The organism is Rhizobium sp. CG5, assembly GCF_023701945.1.
In the GTDB taxonomy this organism is placed as follows: Bacteria; Pseudomonadota; Alphaproteobacteria; order Rhizobiales; family Rhizobiaceae; genus Allorhizobium.
Genome location: NZ_JABAEF010000012.1, coordinates 1 through 19,821, shown reverse-complemented (window position 1 = coordinate 19,821; position 19,821 = coordinate 1). Strand labels below are relative to the sequence as shown.

At 53.2% G+C, this 19,821-nt stretch carries 12 protein-coding genes, 2 tRNA genes and 1 pseudogene; 10 read left to right on the top strand and 5 right to left on the bottom strand.

The window, feature by feature from the left end; translation table 11 throughout:
- Positions 1–107: 107 nt before the first annotated feature.
- The 3 genes and pseudogenes from HGO38_RS19110 to HGO38_RS19100 form a co-directional block, all read right to left on the bottom strand.
- Positions 108–310, bottom strand: a pseudogene (locus HGO38_RS19110) (GTP-binding protein); the annotation flags it as partial.
- A gap of 203 nt (positions 311–513) precedes the next feature.
- Positions 514–587 (bottom strand) — tRNA-Gly (locus HGO38_RS19105).
- Positions 588–611: 24 nt separating this feature from the next.
- Positions 612–696: transfer RNA gene (locus HGO38_RS19100), tRNA-Tyr, on the bottom strand.
- A gap of 198 nt (positions 697–894) precedes the next feature.
- Here HGO38_RS19100 and rlmB point away from each other — a divergent pair.
- Positions 895–1,773, top strand: coding sequence for a 23S rRNA (guanosine(2251)-2'-O)-methyltransferase RlmB (gene rlmB, locus HGO38_RS19095; RefSeq protein ID WP_250957504.1), 879 nt, complete (start codon positions 895–897; stop codon positions 1,771–1,773).
- Between the two features lie 78 nt (positions 1,774–1,851).
- On the opposite strand, the gene HGO38_RS19090 is transcribed toward rlmB, so the two are convergent.
- Entirely contained in the window at positions 1,852–2,064 is a 213-nt protein-coding gene (locus HGO38_RS19090; RefSeq protein WP_250957503.1) for an alkylphosphonate utilization protein, read from the bottom strand.
- A 508-nt stretch (positions 2,065–2,572) separates the two neighbouring features.
- On the opposite strand from HGO38_RS19090, the gene HGO38_RS19085 reads away from it, so the two are divergent.
- Together HGO38_RS19085 and HGO38_RS31150 are read left to right on the top strand one after the other, a co-directional pair.
- Positions 2,573–3,520 (top strand): hypothetical protein, encoded by a 948-nt coding sequence (locus HGO38_RS19085; RefSeq protein ID WP_250957502.1) that lies wholly within the window; start codon positions 2,573–2,575, stop codon positions 3,518–3,520.
- 168 nt (positions 3,521–3,688) lie between these two features.
- Positions 3,689–3,913 (top strand): helix-turn-helix domain-containing protein, encoded by a 225-nt coding sequence (locus HGO38_RS31150; RefSeq protein WP_352230503.1) that lies wholly within the window; start codon positions 3,689–3,691, stop codon positions 3,911–3,913.
- 52 nt (positions 3,914–3,965) lie between these two features.
- Here the strand turns inward: HGO38_RS31150 and HGO38_RS19080 are convergent, their stop codons facing one another.
- A complete protein-coding gene (locus HGO38_RS19080) occupies positions 3,966–4,337 on the bottom strand; it encodes a helix-turn-helix domain-containing protein (protein WP_250957653.1) in 372 nt (123 codons plus the stop codon).
- A gap of 292 nt (positions 4,338–4,629) precedes the next feature.
- On the opposite strand from HGO38_RS19080, the gene HGO38_RS19075 reads away from it, so the two are divergent.
- The 7 genes from HGO38_RS19075 (at position 4,630) to hyoA (ending at position 19,497) form a co-directional block, all read left to right on the top strand.
- The gene (locus tag HGO38_RS19075) at positions 4,630–4,797 is read left to right on the top strand and encodes a hypothetical protein (protein WP_250957501.1); all 168 of its coding nucleotides are present in this window, start codon (positions 4,630–4,632) and stop codon (positions 4,795–4,797) included.
- Positions 4,794–5,120, top strand: a complete 327-nt coding sequence (locus HGO38_RS19070) for a hypothetical protein (protein WP_250957500.1) — start codon at positions 4,794–4,796, stop codon at positions 5,118–5,120. Before HGO38_RS19075 ends, HGO38_RS19070 begins: the two co-directional genes overlap by 4 nt.
- 254 nt (positions 5,121–5,374) lie before the next feature.
- Entirely contained in the window at positions 5,375–7,156 is a 1,782-nt protein-coding gene (locus HGO38_RS19065; protein WP_250957499.1) for an AAA family ATPase, read from the top strand.
- A gap of 80 nt (positions 7,157–7,236) precedes the next feature.
- Positions 7,237–8,031, top strand: a complete 795-nt coding sequence (locus HGO38_RS19060; RefSeq protein WP_250957498.1) for a metallophosphoesterase — start codon at positions 7,237–7,239, stop codon at positions 8,029–8,031.
- A gap of 207 nt (positions 8,032–8,238) precedes the next feature.
- Positions 8,239–11,094, top strand: coding sequence for a TrlF family AAA-like ATPase (locus tag HGO38_RS19055; RefSeq protein WP_250957497.1), 2,856 nt, complete (start codon positions 8,239–8,241; stop codon positions 11,092–11,094).
- A gap of 32 nt (positions 11,095–11,126) precedes the next feature.
- Complete coding sequence (locus tag HGO38_RS19050) at positions 11,127–14,975, top strand: SIR2 family protein (RefSeq protein ID WP_250957496.1); 3,849 nt, start codon at positions 11,127–11,129, stop codon at positions 14,973–14,975.
- 148 nt (positions 14,976–15,123) lie between these two features.
- Positions 15,124–19,497, top strand: coding sequence for an NACHT domain-containing antiphage protein HyoA (hyoA, locus tag HGO38_RS19045; protein ID WP_250957495.1), 4,374 nt, complete (start codon positions 15,124–15,126; stop codon positions 19,495–19,497).
- The last annotated feature ends 324 nt before the right edge of the window (positions 19,498–19,821 follow it).

Sequence of the window (19,821 nt, the reverse complement as noted above, 5' to 3'; positions counted from 1 at the left end):
CAGCCGAGCAGACCAGGATCGCGCCGTCCATCTGGGCAGCGCCGGTGATCATGTTCTTGACGTAGTCGGCGTGGCCGGGGCAGTCGACGTGGGCGTAGTGGCGGGCAGCCGTTTCATACTCGACGTGGGCCGTCGAGATGGTGATGCCGCGGGCCTTTTCTTCCGGAGCAGCGTCGATCTGGTCATAGGCCTTGTACTCACCAAAATACTTGGTGATGGCCGCCGTCAACGACGTCTTGCCATGGTCAACGTGGCCGATCGTGCCAATGTTAACGTGCGGCTTGTTGCGCTCAAACTTACTCTTTGCCATTTGAATGCTTCCTAATGATCGTAAAAAGGTTGACCCGGCGAACCGGTTTAGTGCCGCCGTTTAAGGCTTTCGCAACGAATGCGCAAGACTTAATTGTGCCAACCATCGGCAGGCTGCCAGATAGGCCCTTAGATGGGGACCACATTTTAGAAAATCAATAATTTAGGGGTGGTTTCGTGTGTCACGCCGGAAGGGTCATGGCCTGGAGCGGGTAGCGGGAATCGAACCCGCGTATTCAGCTTGGAAGGCTGCTGCTCTACCATTGAGCTATACCCGCGGGGTCAAGATCCATGAGACAGAATGGTGGAGGGAGTTGGATTTGAACCAACGTAGGCTGAGCCAACGGATTTACAGTCCGTCCCCTTTAACCACTCGGGCATCCCTCCAGTATTCCGTCTGGATCAAGCGACCAAGCTTTAGACAGCGAAGCGTTGCCCCGTTGTCTGCGGCGGCTATATGACTGCCCCGCCCTCGTATGTCAACACGATGAAAGGGGGAAAATTCTGAAAAATTTCCACAGCCGGGAAAAGCCTGCGATTTGCCATGCCCCTATCCGCCGCGACGCTGGCCCGCTATAAGACGGCATGAGCAAAGACCCGACAGACGACAAATCCGCACGAGACACCCACTATGCCACGCTGCGCCGCCAGGTGCGCGACGGCAAGCGCGAGCGGGGCGAAATCCCGACGCCGGCCCCGCAGAAGCGCCGCAGTGCCGCAGGGGACTGGACCCCGCCGCCGCTGGCACCCGACCAGGTCCAGCTTTATGGCCTGCATACGGTGCGGGCTGCCCTGCAGAACCCCGAACGCAGCCTGGTGAAACTGTGCGTGACCCAGAACGCCCTGATCCGCCTTGAGATCGGCCGGGCCGACGAGCAGAAATTTCCGGTGGAGATCGTCACGCCGCAGGATCTCGACAAGGTGCTCGGCCCTGACGCCATCCATCAGGGGGTGATGCTGGAAACGCGTCCCCTGCCCTTGCGCCGGCTGGAAGCCCTGACCGACAGCCCGCTGGTGCTGGTGCTCGACCAGGTGACCGATCCGCACAATGTCGGCGCCATCATGCGCACCGCGGTTGCCTTCGGAGCCGGCGCGGTGATCACCACCCAGCGCCACAGCCCGACCGAATCCGGCGTGATGGCCAAATCGGCCTCCGGCGCGTTGGAACTCATTCCCTATATCCAGATTACCAATCTGGCCGATGCGCTCGGACAGTTGCAGAAGCTCGGCTTCTATTCGATCGGTCTTGATTCCGAAGGCCCGACGCCGCTCGAAGGCGCGTTCCAGGGCCAGAAGCTGGCGCTGGTGCTGGGCGCCGAGGGCAAGGGTCTGCGCCAGAAGACACGGGAAACCGTCGATGCCCTGGCGCGTCTCGACATGCCCGGCGCCATCAAGTCGCTGAATGTCTCCAATGCCGCGGCAATCGCGCTTTATGCCTCGCAGCAATTCCTGGCAAAGGCATAGTCTGTAGACAGGACAATGCCGGGATCGGCGACGCGTTGCCCACGAAGGGCCAGTCAGCAGATCCCGGCGATGAGCCGATCAGGCCTTTTTCAAAAATTCCGTGCGCAGCACCAGGCCCTTGATCTTGGCGTGGCGGCAATCGACTTCTTCCGGATTGTCGGTCAGATGAATGCCCTTGATCATCGTGCCGCGTTTCAGGGTTTCCGTTGAACCCTTGACCTTGAGGTCCTTGATGAGGGTGACGTTGTCCCCTTCCTGAAGGATGGTGCCGTTGCTGTCGCGCACGTCCATGGCGTTCTCTCCTGCTGATACGATCGTCGCCGCCCATTGTGGCACGGCCTGACCGCGGCTTACTCCCCCGCCCCCGCCGCTGTCCAGCGTCAGTGGCGGCAAATGTGGGCGGCGGGCGGCAGATGGGTTCAGCACTTGCTGGTCAAACGCGCAAAACTCATTCCGAGATCGCGACCGCGAGTGTTATGGGCGGCTCGTTCAACTCAGGTACCTAACACACGACAACCTCTTAATATCCTAGAGCACTGATGTGGCTGAGTAGGCTTTGCTCGTCCGTCAATGCCATCCAATACGCCACTATCGGTGATCGCCGCCGCAAACTGTATCTGCTCGTTAGCAAAAGCGACAGCAGACCAAACAGGAAAAAAATGGCGGGAAATGGTGTCTCAAACCCAAGGCTGATGACCGCATCGAGTTTCGTGAGAAATGGAATCGAATAGGATCGGCGCCTAGAGCTACATGAGCGTAAGGGCCGTAGGCATTTGGGCAAGATTGCGAGGATTAAGAGATGGGAAGACAAATCGAGATTGGAGACATCGCCCCTTACATCATTTTGATAGTGGGCCTCATTGCTATAGCTGGGACAAGTTGGTCCACGGGCGTGGTGGCAACAACTCGGCGTTCGGCTGAAGCCGATCAAGACCGCCTTATGGCAACCCAACGGATGGTCGAACAAGAGTGTTCATTGTCCGGTAACTCCTCCCAAAGCTGCGCGTCAAGTGCCTCCGCCACAGCGCGCGAAGAATTGATGGCAGAGGCCGGTCTCGCCGTTCAAAGGGAGCTCGCTGACATCGCCTTTTTTACCTGGATTGCAACGCTTGGACTCGGAACCACATCGCTGATCCTTTCAGCTGCTGGAATATGGTGGGTAAAGGAAACGCTGGTCGCAACACAACGAAGCGCCGAAGCTACAGCGGAGAGCGTCACTGTATCTACGCGAGCCGTGCAAGAAGCTCGTGAAACTAACCGATTGGCTGAAGTTGCATTGATATTAGAGCAGAGGCCTTGGCTGGCTGTTGAGCTGACCATAGACCGAATCGTCGTGGCCGATGGTAGAGTGACCATTCAAGCTAAGACAACCTTTCGGAATGCAGGCAGTTCACCTGCTTTTGTTGAGGATCTCCAGACACGCTTCCACCTCGAACCTTTCATGGCGAATTGGAATGACGACTGGCCTCCGTCTAGTTCGCTCCGAGAGATAATTTTCAAAGATCAACCGGCGACCTATCTGCAAGAGTGTACAATCTTGGAAAGACCAGACCCCGATTTTAGAGGAATTTTAGATGTCACCGTGCATGCGCGTTATAAAATGAATGGTGGTCAGACGATATTTGAAACACGAGCCCACTTCAGAACTACCTGGGATCAATCCGGCCCGTTATTCAAACGTACTCATGGCGAGTATTTGGGGCCATTCGAAACCACACCGATCTATTCGCCAGGCGGAATGACCTAAAGTGTCCTACTCCTGAGCGTAGTTAAAAGATTTCGAAATGCCGCGGTTCTTCTGGTTGGTAGCCGGAAAAGATCCGCAAATTACCGACTACTCGTCAGCGCAAAACTTATGATGGACTTGTGGATTAGCAAGAGACTTGCCTTCCCTAGATAGAAGGCGCCCAGCAATATATTCATTTCACTAAAGTTATGGTGCACCGAGAATGACATAAAAGCGAACCCCGAACAATTCTGGAGTTTTTCTTTTGATAAACAATCACTTAACGAAGACCCACGAATACGAAAAGCAGTTACGCTCAAGGCTGCCGGGCACACACATGCATCGATAGCTGAGGCCCTAGATGTGTCTTTATCGACCGTGAAACGGTACACCAGAACGGGCGGAGGATCGTAGTGATGATGTCGGTGGCTTCTGCTATTGGAGCCTAAATACAGCATTGAGGCCTTTAATCCTGCGTCTGTCTGTAACTTAGCTGCTGCGGAAGCAGGTTATTGATCCAGCGCGTCCCTGCTCCGTGAGACGACGCTCCCCTCGTGACTTCGATATTTAGATCGCGAAGACAAAGCTCGATTTTTTTCAAAGTCTCCAAGTTTATCGATTTCAATTCTCCCCGTTCAAGTAACGCGATAAATTTTCGGCCGACCTGAGCTTGCTCGGCCAATTTGTCTTGGGAAAGGTCGGCTAACCCCCGCGCAGCGCGAAAGGCTTGCCCTTCAAATGGGTCTGTCGTCACCGATGACCTCCATCGAATTCCAGCACCGTGTCCGTCTCTCGGATCAACAAATTCAACTCCGTGCAATTCGTAAAAGTCTTTCACTGCCAAGGCCGCGCCTGGCAGTCGTTGCCGCGTACCGTTCTCCAAAGTGATCAGAAATCGGCCAGTTAGCTTGCACGACGTCTCCACGTGGCTTTGGCTGTAACCAAGCAGAAAGCGAGCAGCTCGCAAAAGGGCCGGAAGTGATTGCATTCCTTCAGAAAATCGCTGGAGCCTGAAATGTCAACATAGACTGTTTTTCGATCCTTTATATGAGTTTTCGATCTTTTTCTTTGCATTTAGACCCCGAATCGGTGTTCTTGGTCGCGTGGCAAGCGAATCATGAGGACATTCGATGACCGAAATTCTTTTCAAGTTTGAACGCAGAACTCCTTCGAAGGCTCCGTTGGATGGTGAAAGCAAGCAATCTGATTTGGCTTTCGCGCTCCACTGGGCTGACTCTATAGACCTGGTTCCACCTAGAATTTCCCGGCTGGCGCTTTCTTGGGGAGAAATGCAATGACACCACCTGACAAAGCGGCAACTCGAACCGAATTGACTGATCTCGCCAATAAGCTGCGAGACCTGGCCTTCGCGCTTGATGAATTGAGTTCTGTCGGTCCTGAGGGAATCGAAGCTAGTGTCTCGATTTCGGAATGGACGTTTGCGAAGCGGGTGGTGCCCATTCTCGTAGGGAAGATGATGGGCCACCCTTCGATCAAAAACGGCAATATCGGTGCAACGACCGAGATATTTTATATTGACGCGGCCGCTGGTTTGGCGCGCTCTTTCAATCGCTGGTACCGGTTAGGCCCCGCCGTGTCCGACCAATCGGTGCTGCAATGAACGAAAGGCACTGGTACCAGGTCGACGAGTTCATCGATGCTTTGCGGTCAGTGGCAGATGCCACACGAGAACTTAATCGCGTACTTAGAAAAGCGCCTCAACGCCTGTATCGCAGCCGAGGTAGGGAGTTACTTGAGAAGAGCCCACATGAATTCCTCGCATATTGTGCTCTGGTACGCGTCCTAAAGCGGAAACATGAGTTTCTCTCGAAAAGCGGCGGTGTCCTAATCGTGCGAGTGCCGACGCATTGGCCTTTGGAGAATTTTGAGCCTCTGGCGGACTTTTGCTTTGGGACAAGCAAGAATAGGGAAACGTTAGATTTCGGCGTATGCTGCAATAGCCCCAGGAACCGAAAGGGCAAATGGGAATTCCAGCCACAAAAATACCTCTCAGCACCAAGGACCATCGTCTTCGTCCCGAAAGGAGCAGAACTGCATCCTGAATTCGAAACGGCAGCCGACTGGACAGTCGACCTGGAGGTTTTCGATGGGCGGTGCGTTGCGAGTGTTTGTAGGTTTCTGGGGAATGGAGAGCTTTCGAACGATGACAGGGAATTCCTTCGGCATCAGGACGTCGGCCTGATCGACAGTACATTCCGTCGCGGCAGGTTAGCAGAACGTGCTATCGGGCGGCTCAGGAAACTCGCGTCGCACGCAGCTAACAACAAACAAATCCTTCCTTTGTCGTCATTTGGCGCGGCGGGCGAATGGGGACAACGCCTCAAGCGCGATCTTGCGCTTTGGAGGGAAGGAGTTCTCCCCTGGAACCAGGTCGACAAAGGAATTCTGCTCTATGGCCCTCCTGGAACCGGCAAGACGACTTTTGCGAAATCGTTAGCCGTTGAGTGCAATGCCCATTTTATCGCGTCCTCACTCGGTCAATGGCAGAGTTCAGGGCACATGGGCGATCTGCTCAAAGCGATGTACGCGACTTTTGCGGAAGCAAAGGCGTCTGCTCCTGCGATTTTGTTGGTGGACGAGTTCGATTCATTCGGTCATCGGGCAAAGCTTTCCGGTGACAACGCCCAGTATATGTTGGAAGTCATCAACGCCATGCTTGAAGCCGTAGACGGGGCTACCGGCCGTGAAGGCGTGATCATCGTCGCGGCAAGCAATTTACCGGAACGAATTGACCCGGCGTTCCTTCGTCCTGGTCGCCTGGAAAGGCACATTGAGTTGTCGAAACCAGATACCGCAGGTCGAGAGGCAATCCTCACGCACTATCTGCCTGAGTTCTCCGGCAATGGGGTCTTGAAGGAGACCGCGAGAAGTCTGAATGGTAAGACTGGTGCCGATCTTGAGTACATAGCCCGCCAAGTGCGGCAGCGTGCACGAGACGAAAACCGACCACCCAGGATCGCAGACCTTGCCGAACTGGTGCCACCCTTCATTCCATTAAAGCCGGATGAATTATGGCGAATATGCCTTCACGAAGCAAGCCATGCCGTGCTGGCGAAGGTTTTTGACATCGGCATCATCACCTCGGTCGAAATCTACACGGATGACCATCGTGCCGACCAAGACGATGATATTCACGGACGAACGATGATCTTTGCCCCTCACATCACATTGCACACCGAGAGTTCCTATTGTGCCGAGATCGCGATGAAATTTGGCGGTCTCGCGGCCGAGGAAGTCTTCGTCGGAGACCGATCAACCGCTTCCGGCGGCCTAGAGAAAGGCGACCTCGCCGAAGCAACCGAATTGGCCGTCCGTATGGTTGGCATGTTCGGAATGGGCAACACATTGCACGTCTTACCGGTCCGTTTTCTCGACGCCAAAGATGCGGCTCTGTTTCAAAAATATCCATTCATTCAGCAAGAGATCAATGGCATTTTACAGTCCGCATTTGAAGAAGCGCGTGAAACCGTTATAAAACATAGGGATGTCGTCCTCTCCTTGGCCGAAGCCTTGAGACAGAAGCGCCATGTCTCCGGGCATGACTTGGACGCTCTTCTCCGTCCCCTGCCTACCGGCACCCCTCGTGCAGTTTTCACCAGAGACCGCCACCTAAACAAGGTGCCCTTGGCACCGTAGCACGCTGGCGGCCAACCTTTCAGGCAAGGTAGGTGTCAGCGCATCTCGCAGAACCACCCGAAAACTTATGAGGCAAGCCCATGCGCGCATGGATCGTCAGTGATATGCATGTTCATGATCCGGCCAGCGCGCAAATAACGATACCTGACGCTGATATCTGCATCTGCGCCGGGGACGTTTCGGGCCACGTCGACGTCACCTGGAATTATCTACAGCAAACAATTGCGCCTCACATGCCCGTTGTTGCTGTACTCGGGAACCATGATTTCTATCACGGCACCATTGATGCCGTGCTGGAAATCATGCGCTTGCGAACACATGGGACGAATATCACGATCTTGGAGAACAGCACTATCGAGATCGGAGGCGTCCAGATTATTGGCGCGACCTTGTGGACCGATTTCCTGTTACCGTTCGGCGGGGTTGGTCCAGAACTCAAGCTCCCGTTTCGAAAGAACTCGGCCATTGATGCGTGCCAGAAACATATGGTGGATTTCCGAGCCATCTACGGATCGCCGAGCTATGGCGCGGCCGGTTTAATATGGCCAGACGAAATGATCGGTCGACATGAAGTAAGTCGGTCCTTCATCAACAACGCATTGGCGAAGACTTTCCCCGGCAAACGGATCGTTGTTACACACCACGCCCCTTCACCACTGTCTCAAGACTCCCGCTACATCGGAAGTCCAACAAATCCGGCGTTCATATCTGATTTGACCGAACTCATTCAAAGATGGCAACCAGACCTTTGGGTGCACGGCCATGTTCATCAGTTTTTTGATTACAAAATCGGCAATACGCGAGTTTTGTGCAACCCGAAGGGATACGCCAAGGAAAGAACGGGATTTCGGCCCGAGCTTGTCATAAGTATCTAGAATGAGGCTCAGCTACCAATACGGAACGCGATAACACGCCGCAATTTTCCAACCGATTTATAATTCTGTTTCTTATTGTTCGAAGCCATCGAGTGATGACTTCTACATGCGATTCAAAAGTGTAAGGGGCGCATTTCTTCCGAATTTTTAGCTTGTTTGTCCAATTTTTCTCGCCATGATTGCAACGGCGATGGAGGGAGGATTCGAGTGATATATCCAAAGGGAATGCACCCGGGGACAATTTGGCGAAAAGCCGATCTGCAATGTCACACGCCCCGTGATCGCTCATGGACAGGCAACGAAGCGTTGCCTGGCGGGTCAGACTCTACGGAACTCGCCAGAAAAGCTTGGGCTGGAGATTTTCTGTCCGCTGCGAAAGGTAAAGGTCTCTCCATCGTGGCGATTACGGACCACCACGACATATGTCTGTCTAATTATGTGCAGGCACTGGCTGAAGCAGATGACGATTTCATTTTCTTTCCGGGCTTGGAGGTAACATGCAGCGACAATTCACAATGCCTCGTCATATTTGATCCGTTAAGCAAACCAGCCGTTCATTCCAAAGCTCTCGGCCTGCTAACGAATGTCCTTCCTGCCGCCCCTGCTGACGAGAAAACTTGTACTATCAGCCCGATATCACAGACGATCTCAACCTTTTATGGGAACGTTGTCGCGGAAGAGCACCTTCGCGAAGCATGCTTGGTGTTTCCGCATTTCAGTAATCCCGAAGGTTCTCATAAAAGCTTGAACGAGGTTGGGCACGCCCTGCGCTTCGCTGCTCTGGGATGCGATGGAGTGTACATCGAGCGCCCGGTTTCCGAATTAGACGTTGTAACGTTGCAGAAGATCAGAGGGGAAATTCCCGATTGGGGCAGACGTCGAAAAGCTCTTCTGCCCACAGGAGACAACCGAAGCGCCGGATGGGAACGACTTGGTGTTCACGAGTGTTGGATCAAAATTGGTGAGCCGACAATCGAAGGATTGCGACAAGCCCTCCTGGCAGACGAGGCACGGATCGCACATGCAGCGCCGCATGAGCCCAAGGATCGAATATCTTCGATAGAAATCAAATCCACCCTCTGTGGCTCTGAACCGGTCAACATTCGGTTCAACCCAGGCTTTAACGCACTGATCGGCGGACGAGGCTCAGGGAAAAGTGCAATACTGGAATACCTTCGCTTTGGTTTGGGCCGCACATCCACCGATCTTCCATCAACCGAGACTGCAAAGCCTAGAGAGCGAAGTGCAAGTCTGATCGAGGATACCTTATCGGATGGAGGTTACGTCGAAATCAGTCTTGAGCGCGAAGGTATCGCCGAGAAATGGCGTCGCGAACTTACGAGCAGAGGCATGATTACCGTTACGGATGTGACGGGTAGAACGTCACAGCTGCCATTGTCGGACGCCCAACAGAAATTTCCCGCTCGCGCCTTCGAGCAAAAGGGCTTGTCCTCCACAATGAATGATCCAACAAGTGCGGCGGATCAGATCACCGGTATCGCTGCAGCCGAGGAGGTTGAGCAACGAAGGGAGATAGAGAGAGACATTAATACGGCTCGACGATCCGTCACCTTAGCGCTTCAACAACTCGCAGCTTATTGGCAGTTACAGCTTGATGTTCAGCGTAAGACGGCACTTCTTCAGGAAACGCAGATTCGAGCGAACAACGTCGCAGAACGCCTGAAAACGGACGGTGTAAGCCAAGAAGCTCTCGACATAATCGATCAGTCACCTCAATATTCCAGTGGTGCAGCCGTTTTGCAGTCGGTCGAGACTGCGATTGCCTCCGGTAAGTCCACTGTCACCGACTTGTCGCAGAAACTGCTCGCTGAACTCCCCGAAGTCACGCTCGATGCCGAGCTATCGATTGTCATCGAGCTTCGAAAAAGTGTCGCCGAAACGAAAGAGGCGATCCACAAGCGGCTTCAGGATTGTCTAGCGGACCTCGAAAAGCTTGCTGCGACAAAAGATGTAGCCAAGACAGAATTCGGTGAGCTTCAACGCGTTTTCAAAGACAAATTTGATAGCGCAGTCACTGAGCAGGAAAAACATAAGACAGTCATCGACGAAAACTCCCGCCTGGTAATAGCATTGGAGGCAGGGAAGAAGAGTGTGGCCGCTGCGGAAAAAGCTATGCGAGATGCTGCGGGAGCGGTCGAGACATTGACGACAGCAAGGCAAACTCTCCGGGACAACCTTTCCCGACGCCGACAGATTCTTGTTGCGGCCGCCGAAAAGGTTGCCGGTCACTCCAGCAACGTTCTAAAGGCGCGAGTTAAGACCGACACCGCTCCGGAGGAATACATCGCATCAATTTCGTCGCTCCTGGCGGGTAGCCGAATATCTGATAGTGCAGAGAAGACCGGAGCGTGGATTTCTGATGTCCTAAAGTCGAACGCCGGGGGATGGACGTCTATTGGCGATCAGATTCTTGAAATCTATCATGAAAAGATCATGGATGGGTCCCCCCAGGAACCCGGCACCGCACTATCTAACAAAATCGGCGACCTTATTCTAGGTGAAGAAAAGCTAACGTCATTTGCAGCGAGCAAGGTATATAGCGCATTCAACGATGCATCCCTCGGCTCGATCCTCTCGGCATGCCCCCGTGATTTCATTGTTCTCACCTACGTTGACGCAAACGGTAAGAACATTCCGTTTGAAAAGGCATCAGAGGGTCAACAAGCGTCCGCGCTTCTGGAATTGCTTTTGAGCCAATCAGCCGGGACGCTCATCATTGATCAGCCAGAAGATGACCTCGATAACAATGTCGTAATGCGAATTGTGGAACTGATCCGGTCGTCCAAGAGCAATCGACAGCTGATATTCGCAACCCACAACCCCAATATGGTCGTCAACGGCGATGCAGATAAGATTGTTGTGCTGGCGAGTACCCCGATTGATCCACGCCCCGGTTCCGAAGGACCCCGTGTCTCCATCGAAGCGGACGGCGCGATAGAAACAGATACCGTGAAATCTTCTATCACCCTGGTGATGGAAGGGGGCGAAACAGCGTTTGATCTCCGTCGACGCAAGTACCGGTTCGGATCAGCATCCAACTAAGCACCTGTAGTCGAACGTTATTTTGATTGGAGATGACCCTGAGATTTCTCGCAGACGGACCCGCGATTCCCGATGAGCTTCTTGTCGCCCGTGATAACGGGCGTGTCATATTTTTTTGCGGAGCAGGTGTTTCCCGAGCACGAACCGGTTTGCCAGATTTTTTTGGCCTCGCCGAGGCCGTCATCAAGGAGCTTCGGGTTCCCGCGACAAGTCCGGCTCACAAGATTCTTGCTGAGGCAAAAGATATCGAGAACCGCACAGGGGTCGCGGGTCTCATTTCCGCTGATAAGCTCTTCGGCCTCCTCGAAAGAGATTATCTTCGTCGTGACATCGAAGCGGCAGTAGCCAAGTCGCTTCGTCCGGCAGACAATGCTGATCTGTCAGCGCATCAGATACTGCTTGACCTCGCTACAGCTCCGAATGGACGCCTCCAATTAGTTACGACGAATTTCGACCGGTTGTTCAATGATTGTAAGGCTGGCGTGGAATGCTCTCAGTTCCCGCGCCTTCCAGACCCCGCTCGCCAGGGCGATATAAACGGGATTGTCTACCTGCATGGCAGGGCTACAGCTTCATACGACGCAGCTGAAAACGAGGGGTTTGTGCTTTCTAGCGCAAGTTTCGGCCGCGCATATTTGTCGGACGGCTGGGCGGCCTCATTTTTCAAGGAAATCTTGAAGCGTTTTGTGGTGGTTTTTGTCGGCTACACCGCTGACGACCCGCCCGTACAATATCTTTTGGAAGCATTAAACCTTGATTTAGGTACGCTCGAAGGGGTTTACGCCTTCCAATCAGGAGCACAAGACGAGGCGGTTGAACGCTGGAGGCATAAAGGCGTTCAAGCCATTCCCTATGACCCAAGGAATTTCCACAAGGCTCTCTGGGACACGTTGGAAGCGTGGTCTGCGAGGGCCCGGGATATTGACGGCTGGTACAGTGCTGTCCTGCAAAAAGCTATTGATGGACCGAGGGCATTAGCGGCCTATGAACGCGGCCAAATCGCTCATATCGTGAGCACCCCTGAGGGCGCAAAACGCTTCGCGAATTATGAAAAGGTGTTACCAGCTGAGTGGCTCTGTGTGTTCGACCAGTCGGTCCGTTACTCTCGGCCTAGCCATGTCTGGGTGAATCATGAGCGTGGCCCCTATGTTGACCCCTTCGACCTCTACGGCTTGGACGAAGACGAAACTCCTAAACAAGTCGATCCCGACGACCATTACCCTAAGAGGGAGGTTCCACGCTCGGCTTGGAGTGCCTTCGATGTCAATCCTGGAGACCTTCCTGGCAGCGGTTCCAATCTATTTTCCTCGCTTCGGGGCTACGGGTCCACTGCACCGTCAGCAATTCCACTTCGACTTCAGATTATTGGGGATTGGATTACTAAGGTAGCTCATAGCCCCACAGCTGTATGGTGGGCCGGGCGGCAACTCGGGCTTTATCCAGCGCTGTGCAAGCGTATTCGATGGGAACTCAGACACAATGAAGCCGATCCTGATATTCGCCGGTCTTGGCGGTTGCTTTTCGAAAGTTGGGCGCATCGGCCTCAACCTCATCGTCGAGAATGGTATGAACTTCAGGAAGCAACAAAGCTGGATGGATGGACTTCGACAGCAATCAGAGAACTCGGGTCGATAAGTCGACCATACTTGGTGGCAAAGCTTCCTTATCTCGAAGGGCCCATCCCGCCGGACCCAGAGACCACAGTAAATGTTGAGCGCATTGTTCGGGCGGATGTGGAATATCCAGATGTCGCCATGGACGTTTCAGTACCAGCTGAGCTTTCTCTTCAATTGATTCGGGAATGTAGGCGCAACCTGGAAATCGCTCTTGATCTTGAAACGGAGACCGGCGGCTTTGGTCTCGACCGGATCAGTCCGATCAACCGCGATCCCGACCCCGAGATTGACGGACATGAACGCTTCCGAGGTCTGAGCAGGCTCGTCCTAAGCTACGTGAAGATGCTGAGTGCCCACCTTGAAATCGATGCGACGGCCTCTCGTAGAGAGATGATGACGTGGCCTGCAAATGACGACACCATATTTGCAAGGCTCCGAATTTGGGCTCTTGGGAAAGATGATTTGGTGCCTGCGTCTGGATTTTCCGAGACAATGGACATGATCAGTCGTGGTGCGTTCTGGTCCCCCTACCATCAGCGCGACTTGCTGTTGTCCATCAAGCAGCGGTGGGACGGCCTTGGTGCAACAGAAAAATCGGAGATCGAGCGTCGAATTTGCGAAGGTCCTTCTCGATGGGAAGAGGAAGATCAGGAAAAATATGATGAAAGGAGAGCGTGGGCTGTTGCTTCACGTATCCAGTGGCTTGCATCAAATACCGGCGGTTTAAGCTTTGACGTCGACAGCATTCTCGCCGAGCTACGGACGTCAGCACCAAATTGGAATCCCGACTATTCAGATCGAGCAACAGAGTCTTTGGAAGGACGCGGCGGGATTGTTCAAAAGGACAAGGACACCTCGTCGCTCAAAAACAAAGCAGCTTCGGAGGTCCTTGCCTTCTCGCGCGAAGCATCTAGCAGCAGGCGCGATTTTCTCGTTGAACGAGACCCTTTTGCCGGACTTGTCGAGGAATTTCCTCTAAGGGCTTTCGCAGCACTTACTCATGCAGCCAGGAATAACGAATTCCCAAATTGGGCGTGGGATCGTTTTCTTTCAGCCGAAGCGCGAAAATCAGATACCGTGCACTTGATCAGCCTTATCGCACAGAGGGTCATCCGCTATCCGGTAGACTCCCTTTCCTCGATTATTCGGCCGTTAGCCCGCTGGTATGAAACGGTCGCGGCAAAATTGGCCACATCGAATGTGAGCTTGTTCGATCAATCGTTCTCTAAATTAGTTGAAATCCTGAACGCGTGCCCCGAAAGCGGAGGATCGGCGATTATTCGTGGCAATAAGGAACCTGACTGGACGATGGAGGCAATTAATGCTCCCGTCGGAAATCTAGTGGATGCCCTGCTCGAAGACCCAAGGAAAAACGGTCTGATGGCAAAGCAAGGCTTTCCTGCAGATTGGCTTGCTCACGTTGAAGATTTGCTCAATCTGCCTGGCGACCTCCGCCGTCACGCGCTGGTGATATTCTCGCACCAAATCAGTTGGCTTGATGCTATCGATCCTGATTGGACCCGCTTAAATATTCTGCCCGTGCTGGACGGACAGGATTCCCTCGATAAAGATGCAATGTGGGCAGGTTTCTTCTGGGCGGCACGAGTGCCAAACACCGAACTTTACCAATTGCTCAAGCCTCATCTGCTCAGGCGAGCGAGTGAGCAAAACTCCGGTCGGCGTGGCTACAATCAGGTGATCGCGGGAATGTTATTGGCTGGATGGGCCAGCCGTCACCAATCCGGTGAGAAGCTCGTAAGTGATCAGGAACTCCATGACCTTCTCGCTACTTCGGATGATGACCTTCGTCAAAACGTCATTTGGCAAGCGGAGAGTTTGGCAGACGACAAGGATGCAACTGGACCGGAGACGGGCCTGAATTGGTCCGAGCTGCTTCTGATGCTCTTAAAAGATGTTTGGCCGAAGCAGAAGGCAGCGAAATCTCCGGCGATCTCCTCTCGCCTTTGCGATCTGGCGTTCTCGGCGAAAGACAATTTCGAAGTGATGGTGGATGCTATCCTGCCACTTGTTTCGAAAATCGAGGGCGACCAAATGTTTTCCCCTTTAGTCGGCAGCTCAGAAGACACTGTTGTCGAACGATTCCCTTCCAAAACTTTGGAGTTGCTTTTTGCGGTGTTGCCAGAAAACGCGAAGTCGTGGCCCTACGGAACTGCTGGCGCACTTAAGCGTATCGGCGAGGCAGAGCCATTCTTGAAAACTGACGTCCGGATGCTTGAGTTGCTGCGAAGGCTCGAATTTGGTTGAGTCGGCAGCCCCCGTTCAACCCGATCCCAACTTTTGCGAAGCTGATGCCCACTGGCCCGCGTTGCAGGGCACTGTCAACGCTTAGCCCCTCCGGACACGGGTTTCGGCTGCAGTTCGTAATCTTTGATGAGTCGCAGGTGCATAGTCGATGGATGAATTTATAGAGCTTCGTCGAAATTTTTATGCCGTTCCAAAGGAAGTGACGAATCTGGCCGACTACGAGGAGATTCCGCGTTGGGCCCACTCTTCACCGATCCATTGGGATGACTTGGAACGCGAATACCGAACCATCATTCTGGCCGAGGCCGGTTCCGGAAAAACCATTGAAATACAGCAGGCTACGAAAAGGATCATAGCGGCTGGGAAGCAGGCATTTTTCATTCGGCTCGAATATCTTCTGGATGGAATAGAAGATGCATTCGATGACCAGCAAACGGGTACGTTTGATGAATTTGACCGCTGGCTCAGGTCAGACGATGAAGGTTGGTTGTTCCTAGACTCGGTCGACGAAGCGAGACTCAGCGATCCCCGGGACTTCGAAAAGGCGATCAGAAAGCTAGCCAGAAAGCTCGGGTCGGCGGGGCAACGTAGCCATATCTTCATAACGAGCAGGATTTCAGAATGGCGTCCAAAGACGGACCTTGATCTTCTTGTTGCCCAGCTACCCTATCAGGCCGAAGCTGAAGCGACCCGACCTAACGTCGATATGGCAGGGCCGGAACGCGTGGATGAGGTGCTCTTTCCCGATATTGAAGATGATGGCCAAACATCAAAGCCCGAAGAAATGAGAGGGAGGTTTCGCGTCGTTACTCTTGGTCATCTGGATGACGGCCAGGTTAAGCAATTGGCTCGTGCCTTAAACGTCACCAACGAAAATGAATTCTTCGACCAGATCGAGCGGAGAGATGTCAGAGACTACCTCTCTCGCCCCCAAGATTTTATCGAGCTGGTCAGCTTCTGGAAGACCAACGGGCGCATTGGTACGCGAGCAGAGTTGCTGGAAGCGGATATTGAATTGAGGCTTCGGGAGCGCGATCCAAATCGAGATCGGCTGAGACCGCTGACTTGGAGCAAAGCATATCTTGGCGCAAAGCGTCTTGCTGCGGCCGTGACGTATCAGAAAATCTCTCGTATTCAGGTACTAGATACTCAGTTGCGCCCCGACTGCATCGATCCTTCGAAGGTGCTGGACGATTGGTCGGCAGACGACATTTCTTCTCTTTTATCCCGCCCAATTTTCGACCAAGCAATATACGGTACGGTTCGATTTCATCATCGTTCTGTTCGCGAGTTCCTTTGTGCAGCTTGGCTACTGGAACTGATTGCAGAAGGGAAATCCCGCCGCGAAATCGAAAACTTGTTGTTCAGGGTACAATATGGCCTGGAAGTCGTTGTGCCCACCTCCAGGCCAATACTCCCTTGGCTGGCCATCGGCGATCAACGCATTCGCGAACGAGTGATGAAGATCGCACCGGAAATTCTTTTCCACGATGGTGATCCAACGAAACTCCCACACGATGATCGAGCGGCGATCATTGGAGACGTGTGCAACCGAATTAAACAGGAAACGCTATTCCGCTCTTCAGTGGATTATTCAGCGATAAGGCGTTTCGCGACCGATGACTTGGAGCATACGATCAACCGCCTGCTCGTCCTCCACAAGAGCGACCCCAACCTGAACTCCCTTCTTCTCGGATTTGTTTGGCAAGGAAAGTACGCCTCATGCCGGGATATTGCGTTCGAGATCGCCATTGATCCGGCTCAGGAGAAGTACAGCCGAATTGCTGCCGTACGGGCTTTGAATGTAGTGGGCTCGCTCCATCAGCAAACGGATGCTGCCACATTGATCGCCAAATCGACGCCTCGTCCCAGCAGAAGGCTTTCTTCTGAGGTAGTCGATCTTTTTGTACCAGCGCACCTGCCTATCAGCGAGCTTCTGGCTTGTCTGGAACATACCATTGAACCGGAGGAAAGAGGCTATTCTGTTCTCGAACGGTCTCTTGGAAACCTGGTAGATCGTCTCCCAGAGGGCGGCCTCGTTGAGATGCTTGATGGAGTATCACCTCTGTTGAAGCGCTCGCTCTTCGCAGAACGTTATCAGTTGGAGCTTTCCCACGCTTTTGAATGGCTGCTTCCCATAGCAGCTAAGATCGCGGCACGATTGATTGCGTCAAAATCTAAGCATGCACTGGAACGAACAAGCCTTGAGGCAATATCCCTCACGTCCCTCGATAGGAACTGGAACGGGAATGGCGAAGAACGCCATAATTTCCAAGATGCCGTTAGGTCATGGGGAGACCTCAACAAGGCGCTCTTCTGGTTTGACGTGGAGGATGCCCGAAAGCTTAAACTAGCTGAAAATGGTGAGCGACTGACCGATTGGTGGCATGCCCGGATTTTCAGGGACTACTGGGAATTCCGAGCTGAAGACCTCCCATATTTCATCGAGCAGATAGAAGAGCGTGAAGATCAGGATGACAAGCTCGTCGCATTGACCATGGCCTTACACCTTTATGTGCAGGCAGGAAGGCCAGCCGTAGAATTGAGAGCCCTTCGCCGAAAGGTCAAAGGAAATTCGGAGCTGGAAGCTGTGATGAAGGAACGGCTTCGGCCTCCCAAACTTTCCGAGGCGGAGCGGAAATGGAAAAAGCAGGAGAGTGAATACAAGCGCCGACGCCGCGACCGAGAAAAGAGGGATGCGGAAATCTACGAGCAAAATCGGCAGTGGCTCATCGAGAACCACACCCAGATGCTGGACAATCGAGAAGCGGCGAAAGGGTCGGTTTGGCGTTGCCAGGTGAACCTTCATTCAGAAATGCGCAAGTCTGCGCCGGACAGGAACAAATGGGCCTATTCCAATTGGCGTGACCTGGAAGTGACCTACGGTTCTGCTGTAGCCCAATCGTTTCGAGATAGCATGGTGGCTTATTGGCGCGAGTATCAGCCGACGCTTCGTTCTGAGGGCTTGGAAAATCCGAACAGCGTTCCGCATGCCATCGTGCTGGGGCTCAGTGGAATCGCCATTGAAAGCAGCGAAACCATCGATTGGCCGTCCGGGCTGACGAAGGCGGAAGCAGACCGGGCAGTGCGGTACGCATTGTGGGAAATGAATGGATTTCCGGCATGGCTGGTGAGTTTGAGCAAAGCGTTTCCTGAGATCGTTCATGACCGATTTGCAGGGGAAATCGAATGGGAAGTTACTACATCTAGCAACGAGGTAGACCCCAATTACCTGTTGTCGGATTTGCTATGGCATGGCCATGACCTTCAAATCGGCCTCCCTCGGACGATTATCGACATACTTCAACGTCGACTGCCTAAGAACTACCGTAGCCTAGAAAATGCTCTTCTTATTGTTGTTCGTGATGAGATGATCACGGACAACGAAATATCTATATTTGCTTCCGACGTGATGGAGAAGACGTCAGATTTCAAAACCAAATCCTTCCTTGTTGCGCTCTTGGTCTCGGTTAATCCTGACCAGGGCATTGAGCGACTTTACGGCGTTCTTCGCGATCTCGGCGATGAGGAATTGCGAACGGAGTTTTGTATGAATTTTGCCGTGCAGCTTTTGGGTGGCAGACGGTCTGGTGGTAAGTTTCGGGAAAATTACAAAAATGCTCGGCACTTGCGACAGCTCTATTTTGTCCTGCATGAGAACATCAAACGGAAGGATGACATCGAGCGCGCAGGGAAAGGCGTATACTCTCCAGGCCTCCGAGACGACGCCCAAGACGCGAGGAATACCGTTTTCAAGTTGCTGAGTGAGATTCCAGGTAAGGAGACCTACCTTGCACTCAAAGAAATCGCGGAGAACTATCCAGAAATCGAGACTCGGGCTTGGATGATGACCCATGCCGTAGGACGAGCTATCCAGGACTCAGATTTGTCCGCATGGCAGCCAAATGATGTGAAAGATTTTTCGCGCGAAGCCGAAGTCCTGCCTTCCGATCACCGACAATTATTCGAACTCGCGTGCTCGCGCCTTGTTGATCTCAAGGACGACCTTGAAAATGGTGACACAAGCATAGCCGACATATTGGTGAACGCGACCAAGGAAACGCAACTGCGCAACTTTGTAGGTGGCTGGCTTCGAGATCGCGCCAAAAGCCGCTATGTGGTCCCACAAGAGGACGAACTAGCTGATGCGAAGAGGCCGGACCTTCGTTTCTTGACAACCGGCTTTGATGGCCCTGTGCCAACCGAAGTTAAAATTGCCGACCGCTGGTCTGGCCCCAAGCTGTTTGAACGCGTGGAAAACCAGCTGTGCAACGATTACCTTCGTGACAAACGATCATCGAACGGCATTTTTTTATTGTTGCGTAATGGAGAACAATCTTCATGGGGCCATCCAGTTAGTGGGGATAATCTGGATTTCAGCGAGCTTTGCGCGGCGCTGCAGGCGTATGCGCAGGGATTGATAGCCAGTCGCCTGGATATCGAAGCTGTTAAGGTAGTTGGAATTGATCTGACCCTGAGATCGGTTCAAGTTCGTAAATCACGCAGAAGAAAAGCGCCTTGATACGCTGTTACACCGTAACCGGTGTTCCGCCCCCACATTGCTGGCTGCCACCTGATCTGTGATCGACATTCCATGGATAAAGAACGGGAGTTTCTCCATGGAGACTACATTGGAGTTTCTCACGACCAGGAAGCCTGGACGTGAGGTTCATCGTCACTGGCCTGACGAGATCAAAGCGAAGATCGTTTCGGAAAGCCTGTCAATCGGCACGCAAACTTGACCCGATATCGGCGTCCAATGTTGACCCCCATGTTGACGATCAGCACCTGGATCGCCCGGCGCTGGCCGGGGTTGCAGAGGGCGAACCAGGTGCGGGTGATAGGG

What these genes read in the sequence shown, in the direction of transcription:
- rlmB (WP_250957504.1), top strand. Translation starts at nt 895, where the DNA reads ATGAGCAAAGACCCGACAGACGACAAATCCGCACGAGACACCCACTAT.
- HGO38_RS19060 (WP_250957498.1), top strand. Translation starts at nt 7,237, where the DNA reads ATGCGCGCATGGATCGTCAGTGATATGCATGTTCATGATCCGGCCAGC.
- hyoA (WP_250957495.1), top strand. Translation starts at nt 15,124, where the DNA reads ATGGATGAATTTATAGAGCTTCGTCGAAATTTTTATGCCGTTCCAAAG.
- HGO38_RS19050 (WP_250957496.1), top strand. Translation starts at nt 11,127, where the DNA reads ATGACCCTGAGATTTCTCGCAGACGGACCCGCGATTCCCGATGAGCTT.
- HGO38_RS19075 (WP_250957501.1), top strand. Translation starts at nt 4,630, where the DNA reads ATGACCGAAATTCTTTTCAAGTTTGAACGCAGAACTCCTTCGAAGGCT.
- HGO38_RS19090 (WP_250957503.1), bottom strand. Translation starts at nt 2,064, where the DNA reads ATGGACGTGCGCGACAGCAACGGCACCATCCTTCAGGAAGGGGACAAC.
- HGO38_RS19085 (WP_250957502.1), top strand. Translation starts at nt 2,573, where the DNA reads ATGGGAAGACAAATCGAGATTGGAGACATCGCCCCTTACATCATTTTG.
- HGO38_RS19070 (WP_250957500.1), top strand. Translation starts at nt 4,794, where the DNA reads ATGACACCACCTGACAAAGCGGCAACTCGAACCGAATTGACTGATCTC.